This is a genomic window from Streptomyces europaeiscabiei, assembly GCF_036346855.1.
GTDB lineage: Bacteria > Actinomycetota > Actinomycetes > Streptomycetales > Streptomycetaceae > Streptomyces > Streptomyces europaeiscabiei.
This window is the reverse complement of the sequence record NZ_CP107841.1, coordinates 389,429-404,327: the sequence shown is the minus strand read 5'-3', so window position 1 is coordinate 404,327 and position 14,899 is coordinate 389,429. Positions and strand designations below refer to the sequence as shown.

Genomic DNA, 14,899 nt, shown 5'->3' with positions numbered 1-14,899 from the left:
TCCGGATCGCGTCCCGGCCGCCTGGGCTTTCGCCCTTGGGCCTGTATGTCCTCGGGGTGCTGCGGGAGTGCCGTGCCCAACCCTGCCGAGTGCCCCGCGACAGGCCGTGCATTCCGCCCCGGGCGGTATCTTTTCGGAGGGGTCGGGATCTCTGTATCAGGCTTTGGTTGTCGGACGGCAACTGAGTTAACCTTCACCGGATTTTCTCATCAGGCTGATCCGTGAACTGCGGAAACGCGGTCGGTGAGCGGGCCTTCCACGGCCCGGCGCGGGTTCCGAGTCCTCGGCGCGAGGGCTCTTGGGGAGCGGAACGAGGGTGCGCATGAGCAGCAAGACGATCGAGGCTGTCGACCGGGCCCCGGGCGAGCAGGAGCTACGGCAGCTCCTGGCCGGACTGACCGCCGTGCGGGACGGTGACTTCGGTACCCGGCTGCCGTCCGACGGTGAGGGCCTGCTCGGTGACATCGCCACCGTGTTCAACGGCATGGTCGACCAGCTGTCCGTGTTCACCTCGGAAGTCACCCGGGTCGCGCGGGAGGTGGGCACCGAGGGCACGCTCGGCGGTCAGGCCGAGGTGCCGGGGGTCTCGGGTACCTGGGCCGATCTGACCGATTCGGTCAATGCCATGGCGGGCAATCTGACCACACAGGTGCGCGACATCGCGCAGGTGGCGACCGCGGTGGCCAAGGGCGACCTGTCACAGAAGATCGATGTGCCCGCGCGTGGCGAGATCCTGCAGCTGAAGGAGACCGTCAACACGATGGTCGACCAGCTCTCCGCCTTCGCCGACGAGGTCACGCGCGTCGCCCGCGAGGTCGGCAGCGAGGGCCGGCTCGGCGGACAGGCCCAGGTGCCCGGCGTGGGCGGAGTGTGGCGTGATCTGACCGATTCGGTCAACTTCATGGCGGGCAATCTCACTTCCCAGGTCCGCAACGTCGCCCAGGTGACCACAGCGGTGGCTCAGGGTGATCTGTCGCAGAAGATCACTGTGGATGCCCGTGGTGAGATTCTGGAGTTGAAGAACACCATCAACACCATGGTCGACCAGCTGTCCGGTTTCGCGGACGAGGTCACGCGCGTCGCCCGTGAGGTCGGCACCGAGGGGCGCCTCGGCGGCCAGGCGGACGTCAAGGGCGTGAAGGGCACCTGGCGCGACCTCACGGACTCCGTGAACTTCATGGCGGGCAACCTCACCGCGCAGGTCCGCAACGTCGCCCAGGTGGCCACGGCGGTGGCTCAGGGTGATCTGTCGCAGAAGATCACTGTGGATGCCCGTGGTGAGATCTTGGAGTTGAAGAACACCATCAACACGATGGTCGACCAGCTGTCCGGTTTCGCGGACGAGGTCACGCGCGTCGCCCGTGAGGTCGGCACCGAGGGCAATCTGGGCGGACAGGCGATCGTCCGGGGAGCTTCGGGGACCTGGAAGGACCTGACGGACAACGTCAATGTGATGGCCTCGAACCTGACCGGCCAGGTCCGCTCGATCGCGCAGGTCGCCACGGCCGTCGCGCGCGGCGATCTGTCCCAGAAGATCACGGTCGAGGCAAAGGGCGAGGTCGCGGCCCTGGCGGACGTCATCAACACCATGGTCGACACGCTCTCCGCGTTCGCGGACGAGGTCACGCGCGTCGCCCGTGAGGTCGGCACCGAGGGACGCCTCGGCGGCCAGGCACACGTGCCGAACGTCGCGGGCACGTGGAAGGACCTGACCGACAACGTCAACTCGATGGCCAACAACCTCACCGGCCAGGTCCGCAACATCGCCCTGGTGACGACGGCGGTGGCAGGCGGCGACCTGTCGAAGAAGATCGACGTCGACGCCCGCGGCGAGATCCTGGAGCTGAAGACCACCATCAACACGATGGTCGACCAGCTGTCGTCGTTCGCCGCCGAGGTCACCCGCGTCGCCCGCGAGGTCGGCAGCGAGGGCCGGCTCGGCGGACAGGCCGAGGTCGAGGGCGTCGAAGGCACCTGGAAGAGGCTCACGGAGAACGTCAACGAACTGGCCGGCAACCTCACCCGCCAGGTCCGCGCGATCGCGGAGGTGGCGAGCGCCGTCGCCGAGGGCGACCTGACCCGATCGATCACCGTGGTGGCGTCCGGCGAGGTCGCCGAACTGAAGGACAACATCAACTCCATGGTGGAGTCCCTGCGGGAGACCACACGGGCCAACCAGGAGCAGGACTGGCTGAAGACCAACCTCGCCCGGATCTCCGGCCTGATGCAGGGCCACCGCGAGCTGCCCGTCGTCGCCGAACTCATCATGGACGAGCTCGCGCCACTGGCCTCCGCACAGTACGGCGCCTTCTACCTCGCCGAGGACACCGAGCGCGGACCCGAGCTGCGGCTGGTGGGCTCGTACGGCTATCCCGACGACACCGACCGGCCCCAGCGCATCCCCGTCGGGCGCTCGCTGGTCGGGCAGGCCGCGCGCAACCGCCGCCCCATCAGCGTGGAGGAGCTGCCGCCGGGCTACGTGACCATCTCCTCCGGGCTCGGACAGGCCGTGCCCAGCGCCCTGGTGGTGCTGCCCATCGTGGTCGAGGACCAGGTCCTCGGTGTCATCGAGCTGGGCTCCGTCACTTCCTTCACCCAGATCCACCAGGACTTCCTCTCCCAGCTGATGCCGACCATCGGCGTCAACCTCAACACCATCGTGGCCAACGCCCGCACCGACGAGCTGCTGGGGGAGTCCCAGCGGCTGACCGCCGAACTCCAGGCTCGTTCGGAGGAGTTGCAGGTGCAGCAGGACGAACTGCAGCGCTCCAACGCCGAACTGGAGGAGAAGGCCTCCCTGCTGGCCTCGCAGAACAGCGACATCGAGGCGAAGAACCTGGAGATCGAACAGGCGCGGCAGGAGCTGGAGACACGCGCACAGCAGCTGGCCCTGGCGTCGAAGTACAAGTCGGAGTTCCTGGCGAACATGAGCCACGAACTGCGCACCCCGCTCAACAGCCTGCTGATCCTGGCCCAGTTGCTGGCACAGAACCCCTCGCGCAACCTGACGCCCAAGCAGGTCGAGTACGCCGGCATCATCCACTCGGCGGGCTCGGACCTGCTGCAGCTGATCAACGACATCCTCGACCTGTCGAAGGTCGAGGCGGGCAAGATGGACGTCACGCCGGAGCGGGTCCCTCTGCGCAAGCTCCTTGAGTACGTCGAGGCGACGTTCCGGCCGATGACGACGCAGAAGAGTCTGGACTTCACGGTGGCCACCGCGCCGGGCACGCCCGCCGACCTGCTCACCGACGACTCCCGGCTGCGGCAGATCCTGCGCAACCTGCTGTCGAACGCGGTGAAGTTCACCGAACAGGGCGGCGTAGCCCTGCGCATCGAACCCGCCGTGGACCGGGAGATCCCCGTCGGCGTCATCCGCGGCGGACCCGTCGTGGCCTTCCGGGTCAAGGACACGGGTATCGGCATCCCCCAGCAGCAGCTGGAGACGATCTTCGGGGCCTTCCAGCAGGCGGACGGCACCACCAGCCGCAAATACGGCGGTACCGGCCTCGGCCTGTCGATCACCCGGGAGATCGCCCATCTGCTCGGCGGCGCCGTCACCGTCGACAGCACACCCGGCCAGGGCAGCACCTTCACCCTCTACCTTCCCGTGGCACGCGCCGACTTCGAGGACCTGCTCGACGGCGGCGGCCTGTCGGAGCACCCGCACACCACCGGCCGGGAACTCCCGCCGGCCTCCCGGCCGGACGCCACCGCCCCCGCCGTGCCCGAGCAGCGCCGACGCCGCCTGCTCGTCGTCGAGGACCGCCCCCGCGGACTGCTGACCCTCGTCGCCGAACGAGCGGTCGCGGACCTCGCGCCCGACGACGACCCGCTCGGGACGATCGACATCATCACCGCGATCGGGGCGCAGGAAGCAGCGAGCACGCTGGCCGCCGAACCCTGCCACTGCGTCGTCCTCGAACTCGCCATGCCCGACGACGAGGGCGCGCGCCTGCTGGAGGCCATGGAGGGCGACTCCGCGCTGGCCAGCGTGCCCGTACTCGTGCACACCGGTCATCGCGTGGACCTGGCGCACGAACAGACGTTGCGCTCCCGCGCTGACGGCCGCCCGCTGGACTTCCTCTCCAGCCTGGACGAACTGCGCGAACGGATCACCCTGCACCTGTCCGCCGAGGAGCCGGGGGACGTGCTGTCACTGGTACGCGCCGAGGAGTCCCAGCGCCCGGCCGCACAGGTCGTCGACGGCGCCTTCCTCGGCCGTACGGTGCTCGTGGTCGACGACGACGCGCGCAACCTCTTCGCGCTGAGCGGGATGCTGGAACTCCACGGCTTCCACGTCCTGCACGCCGAGAACGGCCGCAAGGGCATCGAGATGCTGCTCGCTCATCCGGACATCTCGCTGGTCCTGATGGACGTGATGATGCCGGAGATGGACGGCTACAGCGCCACCACGGAGATCCGGTCGATGCCCCGGTACGCCGATCTGCCCATCATCGCCGTCACCGCGAAGGCCATGCCCGGCGACCAGGAGAAGAGCCTCGCATCGGGTGCGAACGACTACGTCACCAAGCCCGTCGACACCAACGACCTCATCGGGCGCGTCCGACGCTGGCTGTCCGTATGACGGGGAGCCACGCCGCCCCGCGTACCAGCCCACCGCGTGGTGTCCCCGGACACCCGAGCCGAGGAACAGGTCGAACGTGAGCAACGCCCACCAACCGGACGGGCCGCAGGACGCTGGCGCGCCGACGGACGAGTCGCCCGTCGACGACCCGACGGCGGACAACGGCCTGCATTCCGACGACCCACCCGACACGATGTCCGCCGCCCCGGGCGGCGGGCCGGCCGCGGCCGGCCCGCCGGAAGAAGGCGGGAAGGAGCAGCCTTCCCCCGTCGGCCGACTCGCGGCGACCGTGAAGCGACTGCGCAGCGAGGTGCAGGCGGCCCATGCGGAAGCGGACGGGCGTGCCCTGATCGAGCTGGCCAAGGGCATCCTTGTCGAGCGGCTCGGGTGCGGGCCGTCGCAGGCGGCACGGCAGTTGGCCGAGCTGACCGAACAAGCGGGCGTGACACCCCTCGAATTCGCCGTCGATGTCATCAACCAAGCCGCGCGCGACCGGCTCTCCGAAGCGACGACCGCCTTCCTGGCGCTCACGGCGGGCCGCGACGACGCCGACGACTCGTCGGGGGGCGGCTCCATGGCCGTACGGCTGCGGACCGCCGAGAGTGGCGCGCTGGCCGCCCACGACGCCCAGGCCGTGGCCGACTCCCTGCTGGAACACGCTCTGACGCCGCTCGGCGCGGAAGCGGTGGCCATCTGGGCGCTGGGTGCCGACGGCTCCCTCACCCTGGCGGGCAGCGCCGGATTCTCGGCCGCGGAGGCGGCACGCTGGCGGTACGTGCCGCCGGGCGTGGTGACGGTGGCCCGCCACGGGCTCGGCGAGCGAACGGGTCGGTGGATCGGCTGTCTGTCGGAGACCGGCCTGCCCTCCATCGGCCGGCACCAGCACCCCGACGGCGGCCGGGTCGCCCTCCCCGCGGGCACCGGCGGCCGCATCCACGGCGTGCTGGAAATCGTCTGGCCCACCCCGCTGGCAGCCCAGCCCCCGCAGATCGTCCGTCAGGTCGAGGCACTGGCCGAACTGTGCGCCCACACGATGGAGACCTACGCCCCGCACCACCCCGACGGGGATGCGCGTCCCGGGATCCTGCCCGACGTCGCCGAACTGATGGACCTGGCCGACGGCCTGCACGACCCCGCCCTGGTGCTCCACCCGCACCTGGACGCCACCGGGGAGCTCGTCGACTTCCGCATCCAGCACGTCAACAGCCGCTTCCTCGACCCGGTGGGCCGGCCGCGAGGCGTCGTCAACGGAGCCCTGCTCCTGGAGACGTATCCGATGGCCGCAGGCGAGGGCGAGCTGTTCGAGCAGGTCGAACGTGTCTACGCCACCGGTGAGCCGTTCCGTGCCCGGCGCATGCGGCTCACCGCCCTGCTGGAGGACGTCCCGCTGGCGGCGGTCGCCGACATCAACATCAGCCGGCACGGTGGCAGCGTCCTGCTCATCTGGCGCATAGAGGACGAGACCGCCCGGCTGGCGAGCCTGCTGCAGCACGCCCAGAGACTCGGCCGCATCGGCGGTTTCGAGGAGAACCTCCTCACCGGCGAGATCACCTGGAACGGCCAGCTCTACAGTCTCTACGGCAAGCCCTCCGTCAGCGGCCCGGTCCCGCTGGAGGACCTGCCCGCCCACGCCCACCCCGACGACGCCGTCGCCATCGGCAGGTTCCTGCGCACCCTGCTGCACCACCGCCGCCCCGCGTCCGCGGCCTTCCGGCTCCAGCGGCCCGACGGCGTGACCCGGCACATCCGCGTGGTTGCCGAGCCGGTCCTCGACTCCGACGGCCGGCTGTTCGTGGTCCGGGGCGCCTATCAGGACATCTCCGCCCACCACTGGACGGAGGTCGCCCTCGCCGCCACCCGCGACCAGCTCGCCCACTCCGAGCAGCAGGCGAGCGAACGCAACCGGCTCACCCTCCAGCTCCAGCACGCGATCATGCCCCCGGCGCAGGCCCCGCTGGAGGCCCCCGGGCTGCGCGTGGCCGTGCGCTACCGGCCCGCGGAGACCCAGCACCTGGTGGGCGGCGACTGGTACGACGCGGTCGTGCTGCCGTCCGGGCTGGTGCTGCTGTGCGTGGGAGACGTCGCCGGACACGGCATCGAGGCGGCCACCAGCATGGTCGTTTTGCGCAACGCCCTGCGCGGTCTCGCCGTGACCGGGGCCGGCCCGGGGCAGCTGCTGTCCTGGCTCAACATGGTGGCCCACCATCTGACCGGAGCCGTCACCGCCACGGCGGTCTGCGGCCTGTACGACCCCGACCGCCACACCCTGCGCTGGGCCAGGGCGGGCCATCTGCCGCCCGTCCTGGTACGCGCCGGCGAAGCGACGCCGCTGCCCCTGGTCAAGGGGCTGCTGCTCGGCGCCCTGCCCGAGGCCGTGTACGAGGAGCACGAGGTGCAACTGGCCGTCGAAGACACCCTGCTGATGTACACGGACGGCCTGATCGAACGCCGTGACCGGTCCGTGGAGGAGTCACTGGCCCAGCTGCTGACGGCCGCGCGCACGGTCCCGAGCACGCTCGACCAGCAGTTGGACCGCCTGCTCACCCACAGCAAGTCCGACACGGACGACGACACCTGCCTCGTGGGCGTCCGGGTGGCCTAGGGCAGGGAACCGGTCGACGGGACGTCTGCGAACGCGGGTGGCGGGCACATGGTATGTACGAGGTGGGTTCGGACGACAGGACGGGGAAGTCGGTGGCGATCAAGGCGATGGGCTGGGCGCATTCGTTTCCCGTGTCCGGAGGGGTACAGGCCGGCCGGCAGTGGACGCGGAGGCAGTTGGGGTCCCTTCCGTGGACCGCCGCTGCGCCCGAGACGGTGGACGCCGTCGTCCTGACCGTGTCCGAGCTGCTCACCAACGCACATGTCCACGCGCACAGCGACGCGCATCTGATCCTCACCTGGGACGGCGAATGCCTGCAGGTGAGCGTCCATGACGAGGACCCGACCCTGCCGCGTCAGCGCAATCCGCAGGCCGGTGAGACCTCCGGCCGCGGCGTGGGCATCGTGCGGATGCTCGCCGATGAGCTGGAGATGACGTGCCAGCGGCACGGCAAGACGGTGTCGGCGTGCTTCCGCCCAGCCGTCACGGGCCGGGCAGGTGACAGCTGAGCACCGGCTCGACCGCTCCCGCCGACGGCTCCAGCGTACGGCGGGAGCGGTGCCCGGGTACGGACGTCACAGTTCCTGCGTACAGCCGTGGCCAGACGCAGGAACTGTCGGCTGCCGCTTCGTTCAGTGCGTGGTGAGCATGCCCCGGCGCAGACGGTTCAGGGTTCGGGAGAGCAGGCGCGAGACGTGCATCTGGGAGCAGCCGAGGTGTTCGGCGATCTGGATCTGGGTGAGTTCCTCGACGAACCGCATGTGAATGATCCGCCGGTCGCGTTCGTCCAGTTCGGCGAGGAGCGGGGCCAGGGCGTGGAAGTCCTCGACCAGCTCCATGCCGGCGTCTTCGGCGCCGATGAAGTCCGCGAGCGCCGCCTCCCCGGTCTCGTCGCCGTTGATGGCGGCGTCGAGGGAGGAGGAGTTGTAGCCGTTGGCGGCCAGGCGCGCTTCGATGACCTCCTCCTGCGAGAGGTTCATCAGTTCGGCCAGTTCCTTGACCGTCGGAGTGCGGCCCAGACGACTGCTGAGTTCGTCGGTGGCGCGGGCCAGTTCGACGCGGGCTTCCTTCAGCCGCCGGGGGACGTGCACCGCCCACGAGGTGTCGCGGAAGAACCGCCGGATCTCGCCGACGATGTAGGGAACGGCGAAGGTGGTGAACTCCACCTCACGCGAGAGTTCGAACCGGTCGATCGCCTTGATCAGTCCGATCATGCCGACCTGAACGATGTCCTCCATCTCGGCCGCGCCCCGGCTGCGGAACCGGCCGGCCGCATAGCGGACGAGGGAGATGTTCATCTCGATCAGTGTGTTGCGCGCGTACTGGTACTCGCGCGTGCCCTCTTCCAGAACGGCCAGCTGTTCGAAGAACAGCTTCGACAGCGACCGCGCGTCCTTCGGTGCCACCTTCAGCGGATCGGTGACTTCCGGTAGTTGAGCGGTGGCGTGATCGACGCTCGTCCGCAGACTCGTTGTCGCCGTCATCCTTGCTTTCCTCCCTCGCAGGTCGGCCGGCCTGTGCCCGTGACGCGGTCCGACGGCCAGCCGCCTACCCCGTTTACCCACGGCCATGCGTACATGTTCTCGATCGGTTCCGCTCACTCACCGCCGTGCCCGTCGAGCAGCGGCATCCTCATGGACGAGCAGCCATACGGTCACTCCGCGCACCGGCGGGTTATACGATGAGGTGTCCGTAGCCGTCGTTGAGCAGGCGCGGTGAACGGAGAGACGGGGAAGCGCCGTACGGCGGCACCTGAGACAGGGGAGAGAACGTGGACGTCTCCCACGGCGTGGACAGGACGGCTCCGGCGCCGTCGGGCGACGGCGCTCTGCTGGAGATCCGCTCGTTGTCCGGTCGCCCTGGTATTCGTGCCGCTGGAGAGATCAATGTGATCACCCGTTCATTCTGGGAACAGGGACTGGAGGATCTGGCGAGCGTCCACACGGATGTCTCCTTCGTGGAACTGGCCGACCTGATGTCCATCGATGTGGGCGGCACGGCGGCGCTGGCGGTCACCGCGCAGCAACTGGGCGCCGGCCGTATCGTCGTGGACCGTCCGCCGCCGGAGCTGGAGCGCATTCTGCACATGTTCTGGCCCGGCCTTACGACGATCGAGGTGGCAGGACGATGAGTACGGCCACCAGCAGCGAACCCTTCGTGCACCCCGCGCTGTTCTACCGGGGCAAGGAGCAGTACACCGCGGGCACGGTGCCCTTCCTCGTGGAAGGTCTGGCCGCCGGGGAAGCCGTCGCGGTCGCCGTTCCCGGCCCCAACCTGGAGCTGATCAAGGCCGAGTTGGGAGCGAGCGCCGCCGAGGTCACGTTCCTCGACATGACCCGGGCGGGCCGCAACCCGGGACGGATCATCCCCGGCGTACTGCGTGCCTTCGCCGACGCACACCCCGCAGACCGGGTGAGGATCATCGGCGAACCGATCTGGGCCGGCCGCTCGGCCGTGGAGTACCCGGCGTGCGTCCAGCACGAGGCTCTCATCAACGCGGCCTTCCAGGGCCGCGAGGTGACGATCCTGTGCCCGTACGACGCGGAGGGCCTGGAACCGGAGGCGCTCGCCGACGCACGCGCCACCCATCCCGTCGTCATCGACACCGGCGTCGAACTGACCAGCGACGTCTACGACCCCGAGCGGGTCGTCGCTCACTACAACCAGCCGCTCACGTACCCGCCCGGAGCCGCGTCCCTGTCGTTCGACGCGGAAGCACTCCCGCAGGCCCGTACTTTCGCGGTCGGGGAGGCCAAGCAGCTGGGCCTCGCCGAGGACCGGCTGCAGGATCTGACGCTGGCGGTGGCGGAGCTGACCACCAACAGCGTCGTGCACGGCGGTGGATCGGGGACGCTGCGGATCTGGGCCGAGGGCGAACAGATCGTCTGCGAGGTCCACGACCACGGCCGGATGACCGATCCGCTGGCGGGCCGTCGGCCACCGGCTCGCGACCAGTTGGGCGGGCGGGGTCTGATGCTCGTCCACTACATCACCGACCTCGTACGCCTTCACACCGCGCAGGACAGCACCACCATCCGCTTCTACCTGAACCGCTGACGGGCCTGCCTGCGCCGCACGGGCTGCTGCTAGCGGCGGTCGGACAGACGGCCATGGCCTCGGGATCAGCCGCCGACTCCGGAGCGGATCAACGGTGGACCCGCCGGGTGTGGCCCGGCACGGCGGCCGAACGCCCGGCTGTGCGTTGCACTGAAGGATGAAGAGCCGCCGGCCGGTCCGGTGTGGAGCCGCTCGGCTCGGCGCATGCGGATGTCCACGTCGTCGGCGAACGTCAGGTTCACGTTTCCGAAGAAGTCGTCGCCGGTATGGACGTTGCTGCCGAACCCGGCGTGGAACGGTGGCAGCAGCACCGTGCGTTCACCGACCGAGCCGAGGATCGCGACGAGCAGCGAGCGACGCTTCTCCGTTTCGCCCGGTGGTGTGTGGTTGTACTCGAAGATCTGCTCCGTGCGGCGCCGAGGGGCCTGAAAGGCCGCTTCCGACTCGGTGTGGACGAGCCCCTTGGCGATCCGGGCCAGGACTTCCTCCTCGTGAGAATCCGTCACAACGGGACGCTCCCTTCGTCGAATTGCTCGGGCAACGGGCCCGACGCGTCTCCGGTCGACCGCGCGCCCAGAGCCTATGTGCACCGTGAGGACTCTCCTCGCCGAGGTCACCGTGCAGTGCTTGCGCTACGCCATCGATCGGAAGCCGCCTTCGGCTCATGCCCTGTAGGGCGCCGGTAACGCGGGGGTTGGGCATCCGTGGGGCGGTCATCGGGCGATCTGCGGGCAGTCGAGAGAGGCAGCGGGCAGGTCGGTTTGGTGGCGCCGACGCGTTCTCCGTCGATGTCGTCCGGCTCGCGGATCAAGCCTGCGTCCACGGCGGCTCGTACGCCGTCCCGGACGAGCTGCAGCCATCCGTCGTAGGTGGCGACGGACTGCGCGCCCAGTTCCTCGTCGCGCAGGGCCGTGCGCCCGTACTCCAGCACGGCATCGTGCAAGGCCCAGCACCGCACACCTCGTCGACCCACGCATGGAGCCCCCGGACGGACGAGTGCTGCTCGGTACCTCGGTCCCGGCGGCGGACCTCGTGATCGAATGTGGCTGGCAGATCTTGAATCCCGAGGGACGGAGTCGTCATGGACCGTTGCGTCAACGCACACGAGGTCGTGCTCGCCCCACTGCCACTGGACGAGCACGACGTCCTCGCCGGAAGCCCGGTGGCAGCCGCGAAGACTCTCGGCGAGTTCGGGGGCACGGAATTCGGACTGTGGACGTTGACGGTCGGCACGGTCCGCGACGTCGAGGCCGACGAGGTCTTCGTGGTGGTCGAGGGAGACGCGACCCTGCGCTTCGATACCGGCGAGAGCATCGAGCTGACCCCCGGCGCTGTCGTCCGCCTGCACGCAGGTGAGCGGACCGAGTGGGAGGTCCGCTCACCCCTGCGAAAGGTCTACGTGGCCGGCGGCTGAGACGCCGTCGATGCGCCGCATGGGATGCGAGGGGCGCCGGTGCGAAGGACCGTGACCGCTTCTGCGGCGACGGTCGGGGGACGCGGCCGGGCGTATTGAACCCGCGGACGGGGGTCGTCACGTCGGCCTGATACGCGTATCCAGGGGGCTCGTCCCCTCGACCGGGCAGGTCGGCCGGTCTTGTCCGGGGACCGATGCCGTGGCCAACTGGGCTGTTAGCGTTGCCCCTTGGGCGAGGGGGAGAAGACAGCACGTGACATCGACTGTGTTTCGTATCGGCGGGGATCTGAAGGTACGGCGTCTCGGGTTCGGGGGCATGCACTTGCCGACGGAGCCGGGCCCGGCCCGTGAGGCCTCTCTGGCGGTCGCCCGACGGGCCGTCGAGCTGGGCGTCACTCTGATCGACACCGCGCATCTGTATGGCGGGGGAGCCAACGAGGAACTCCTGGCCGAGGCCCTGCACCCTTACCCGGACGGGCTGTTGATCACCACCAAGATCGGCGTCGCCCGATCGGGCCCGTCAGGGGAGTGGAAGCTCGACGGGAGGCCGGCTGTTCTGCGGGATCAGGTCGATCAGGCTCTGCGCCGACTGCGGGTCGAGCGGATCGAACTGCTTCAGCTGCACCGTATCGATCCGCGGACGCCGCTCGCCGACCAGCTCGGCACGCTGCGGGACCTGCGGACCGAGGGCAAGATCGGCCGGATCGGGCTGTCCGAGGTCACCGTCGAAGAGATCGCGGAGGCACGGGAAGTCGTCGACGTCGCGAGTGTGCAGAACCGCTACAACCTGCTCGACCGCGAGCACGAGCCCGTCCTCGCGGCCTGCGAAGCGGCAGGGATCGCGTTCCTGCCGTGGCGTCCCGTGGCCTGGGGAAACTCGGGGGCGCGGGCCGAGGTCGCCGCCGTGGCGGCCGAGGTCGACGCCACCCCCACGCAGGTCGCGCTCGCCTGGCTCCTCGGCCACTCACCGGTCATCGTCCCCATCCCGGGCACCGCCCGGATCGACCACCTGGAAGAGAACCTCGCCGCGGAACGCCTCCATCTGACCCCGGCACACCGCGACCGCCTCGACCGCCTGACCCCGTCGCCTTAGGGCTCTGCCTCTTCGGTCATGACCGGAGTCAGGCTTTCCGGTCTCGTCCTTCTTGGTCTCTTCACCGGCTGATCCGGCGTGGAACCGCCATCGCGACGAGCTTGTCCGGGTTACGGATGGCGTAGATGCCGGTGATCTTCCCGCCGGTGATCTCGACCAGGAAGACACCTTCGGGGCGGTCGCCGCTGTGAACCACCAGCGCGGGCGTGTTGTTGCAGTTGACCACCTCGATCCGCGGGCCCGCCGGCCTGCCCCTGCGGAAGATACCCATGAGGACCGCGGCCGCCTTCTCCGCTCTCAGCACCGGCCGACGCGCCGCGGTGGTCCTGCCGCCGCTGTCCGCGGTCCAGGTGACGTCCGGCGCGAGGAGCGGGAGCAGCCCCTCCAGGTCACCGGTTGCCGCCGCGGTCATGAACTGCTCGGTGATCCGCGCGGTCTTCGCCGCGTCGAAGGGCACGAACCGTTTACGCCGCGCCCGCACGTGCTCGCGGGCACGGTGTGCCACCTGGCGCACCGGCACCACGGATTTTGCCCACCGCCCCGGCGATGCCGTCGTAGTCGGCCGAGACGTGACACGGGGTGACGTGACGCGCGTCACTCCCCTTGGGGGTGCGGAGGGAAGCCGAATGGGGCGAACGGAGACGGTTCCTGGGCTCCGGCCGGCGGGCCCGCCGGGCGAGCGGCCCGACCCGGTCGTGGAGGCCGTCGACGTGGTGCTCGGTCTTCGGTTTCGTCAGCATGCTCCGCAGCATCCGGTCGGCGTCCGCGGTGATGTCGGGGTGCCGTGCGGTGAACGCCTCGTGGTCGGCCTTGAGGGTGCTCAGGAAGACCGGGTCGGGGCCGGTCTGTATGCGGCACCGCACAACAGGTCTCTGGCAGGGCTCCGCCAGCCCTCGCAGGCCCGGTCTCCGCCAGCCTTCGCAGGCCCGGTCTCCCAGTCTTCGCAGGCCCCGGTCTCCGCTGCTCGTCATCCCACCCGCTGCAGGTGCGGCATTTCGGGTACTTCGTGTCCGGTGAGGGCAGCCCGAGGCCGAGTCCGCGTCGGAGACCGGCCGATGTACGCCAGGCGGGAAACGCCGTTGATCCGCTCCTCGTCCGCCGCGTAGGTTCCCCCGCATGACAAACGTACGGATCGGTGTGATGCACGACCGAGACTGGGCCCCGGAGGGGTTGCCCGAGTTCGCGCGGCGGGCCGAGTCGCTCGGTGTGGACGACCTGTGGGTGGTGGAGGACCTCGGCTGGAACGGCGGCGTGACGGCGGCGGCCGTGGCCCTGGGCGCTACACATCGCCTGCGGGTGGGCATCGGCATCGCTCCGGCTCCGCTGCGCAGTCCGGCGCTGCTGGCGATGGAACTGGCCACGCTGGCCCGGGTGTTCCCCGGCCGCCTCGTGGCCGGCATCGGGCACGGCGTGCGGGAGTGGATGGCCCAGGTCGGCGTAGCGCCCCGCTCCCCGCTGGCCCTGCTGGAGGAGACGATCACCTCCGTGCGCGCGCTGCTGCACGGTGAGAGAGTCGAACTGGCGGGGCGCGAAGTACGGCTGGACGGAGTCAAGCTGGTGCATCCCCCGACCGAGGTCCCGCCGGTCGTCGCGGGCGTGGTGCGCCCCCGCTCCCTCGAACTGTCGGGCCGGGTCGCCGACGGCACACTGATCGCCGAGGGCCACGGTCCGCGCGATCTGGAGCACATCCGCGAGCTGACCGCCAAGGGTGCCACCGGCGACCACACCCTGACCGCCTTCGCCTTCGCGTGCGTCGGCGACGACGCCGACGAGGTGGCCCGCACCCTCCACCCCCACACCGAGGGCCACGGCGCCTGGCTGGGCCGCTCTCAGGAGGAGGTCTTCACCGTCTCCGGCGATGCCTCCCGGGCCGCCGCCGCCATCCGCGAACTCGCGGGGGCCGGCGCCGACACGGTCGTCCTGCGCTTCGTGGGCGAGAATCCGCTGGGGCAGTTGGAGGCCGTGCTCGGCGCCTGGCAGGCACCCTCGGCCTAGGTCTGACGGAGGGGCCCCGCGGAGTCGATACGTGACCACACGCCGGAGCGGTTCACCGACACTGACCAGCTCACCCGACGCCGACCCGCTCGCCGACGTCGACCCGCTCGCCGAGGCGCTGACCCCGCGAGCCCTCCCTCCTGACCGATC

12 protein-coding genes are annotated in these 14,899 nt (G+C 70.0%); 8 read left to right on the top strand and 4 right to left on the bottom strand.

The annotated features are described in order from the left end of the window. Nucleotides 1-322 precede the first annotated feature (322 nt). From OG858_RS01895 to OG858_RS01885, 3 genes are all read left to right on the top strand, one after another. Complete coding sequence (locus tag OG858_RS01895; protein ID WP_319315525.1) at nt 323-4,588, top strand: HAMP domain-containing protein; 4,266 nt, start codon at nt 323-325, stop codon at nt 4,586-4,588. A 76-nt stretch (nt 4,589-4,664) separates the two neighbouring features. Continuing rightward, complete coding sequence (locus tag OG858_RS01890; protein WP_327749396.1) at nt 4,665-7,190, top strand: SpoIIE family protein phosphatase; 2,526 nt, start codon at nt 4,665-4,667, stop codon at nt 7,188-7,190. Nucleotides 7,191-7,282: 92 nt separating this feature from the next. Next, the gene (locus OG858_RS01885; RefSeq protein WP_086754331.1) at nt 7,283-7,699 is read left to right on the top strand and encodes an ATP-binding protein; all 417 of its coding nucleotides are present in this window, start codon (nt 7,283-7,285) and stop codon (nt 7,697-7,699) included. Between the two features lie 123 nt (nt 7,700-7,822). Here the strand turns inward: OG858_RS01885 and OG858_RS01880 are convergent, their stop codons facing one another. Then, nucleotides 7,823-8,674 carry an RNA polymerase sigma factor SigF gene (locus tag OG858_RS01880; protein ID WP_086748815.1) on the bottom strand — a complete coding sequence of 284 codons (852 nt, stop codon included), beginning with the start codon at nt 8,672-8,674 and terminating at the stop codon, nt 7,823-7,825. A 287-nt stretch (nt 8,675-8,961) separates the two neighbouring features. Between OG858_RS01880 and OG858_RS01875 the strand changes: the two genes are divergently transcribed. Both OG858_RS01875 and OG858_RS01870 read left to right on the top strand, forming a co-directional pair. Further along, nucleotides 8,962-9,321, top strand: a complete 360-nt coding sequence (locus OG858_RS01875) for a hypothetical protein (protein ID WP_256960467.1) — start codon at nt 8,962-8,964, stop codon at nt 9,319-9,321. Next, nucleotides 9,318-10,247, top strand: coding sequence for a sensor histidine kinase (locus OG858_RS01870; protein ID WP_179201028.1), 930 nt, complete (start codon nt 9,318-9,320; stop codon nt 10,245-10,247). Before OG858_RS01875 ends, OG858_RS01870 begins: the two co-directional genes overlap by 4 nt. Before the next feature lie 65 nt (nt 10,248-10,312). On the opposite strand, the gene OG858_RS01865 is transcribed toward OG858_RS01870, so the two are convergent. Then, nucleotides 10,313-10,753: a maltose acetyltransferase domain-containing protein gene (locus OG858_RS01865; RefSeq protein ID WP_328545200.1), complete on the bottom strand. Its 441-nt coding sequence runs from the start codon at nt 10,751-10,753 to the stop codon at nt 10,313-10,315. A gap of 575 nt (nt 10,754-11,328) precedes the next feature. Between OG858_RS01865 and OG858_RS01860 the strand changes: the two genes are divergently transcribed. Together OG858_RS01860 and OG858_RS01855 are read left to right on the top strand one after the other, a co-directional pair. Continuing rightward, nucleotides 11,329-11,661 (top strand): cupin domain-containing protein, encoded by a 333-nt coding sequence (locus tag OG858_RS01860; RefSeq protein ID WP_086748814.1) that lies wholly within the window; start codon nt 11,329-11,331, stop codon nt 11,659-11,661. 253 nt (nt 11,662-11,914) lie between these two features. Beyond that, nucleotides 11,915-12,754: an aldo/keto reductase gene (locus OG858_RS01855; RefSeq protein WP_327749399.1), complete on the top strand. Its 840-nt coding sequence runs from the start codon at nt 11,915-11,917 to the stop codon at nt 12,752-12,754. A 61-nt stretch (nt 12,755-12,815) separates the two neighbouring features. Here OG858_RS01855 and OG858_RS01850 read toward each other — a convergent pair whose 3' ends face one another. Both OG858_RS01850 and OG858_RS01845 read right to left on the bottom strand, forming a co-directional pair. Next, on the bottom strand, nt 12,816-13,259 hold the full coding sequence (locus OG858_RS01850; protein ID WP_328545201.1) for a sigma-70 family RNA polymerase sigma factor family protein: 444 nt from the start codon (nt 13,257-13,259) through the stop codon (nt 12,816-12,818). Further along, nucleotides 13,219-13,617 carry a hypothetical protein gene (locus tag OG858_RS01845; RefSeq protein WP_256960466.1) on the bottom strand — a complete coding sequence of 133 codons (399 nt, stop codon included), beginning with the start codon at nt 13,615-13,617 and terminating at the stop codon, nt 13,219-13,221. Before OG858_RS01845 ends, OG858_RS01850 begins: the two co-directional genes overlap by 41 nt. A 253-nt stretch (nt 13,618-13,870) precedes the next feature. Here OG858_RS01845 and OG858_RS01840 point away from each other — a divergent pair, with 253 nt between their 5' ends. Continuing rightward, nucleotides 13,871-14,749, top strand: a complete 879-nt coding sequence (locus OG858_RS01840) for an LLM class flavin-dependent oxidoreductase (RefSeq protein ID WP_319269028.1) — start codon at nt 13,871-13,873, stop codon at nt 14,747-14,749. The last annotated feature ends 150 nt before the right edge of the window (nt 14,750-14,899 follow it).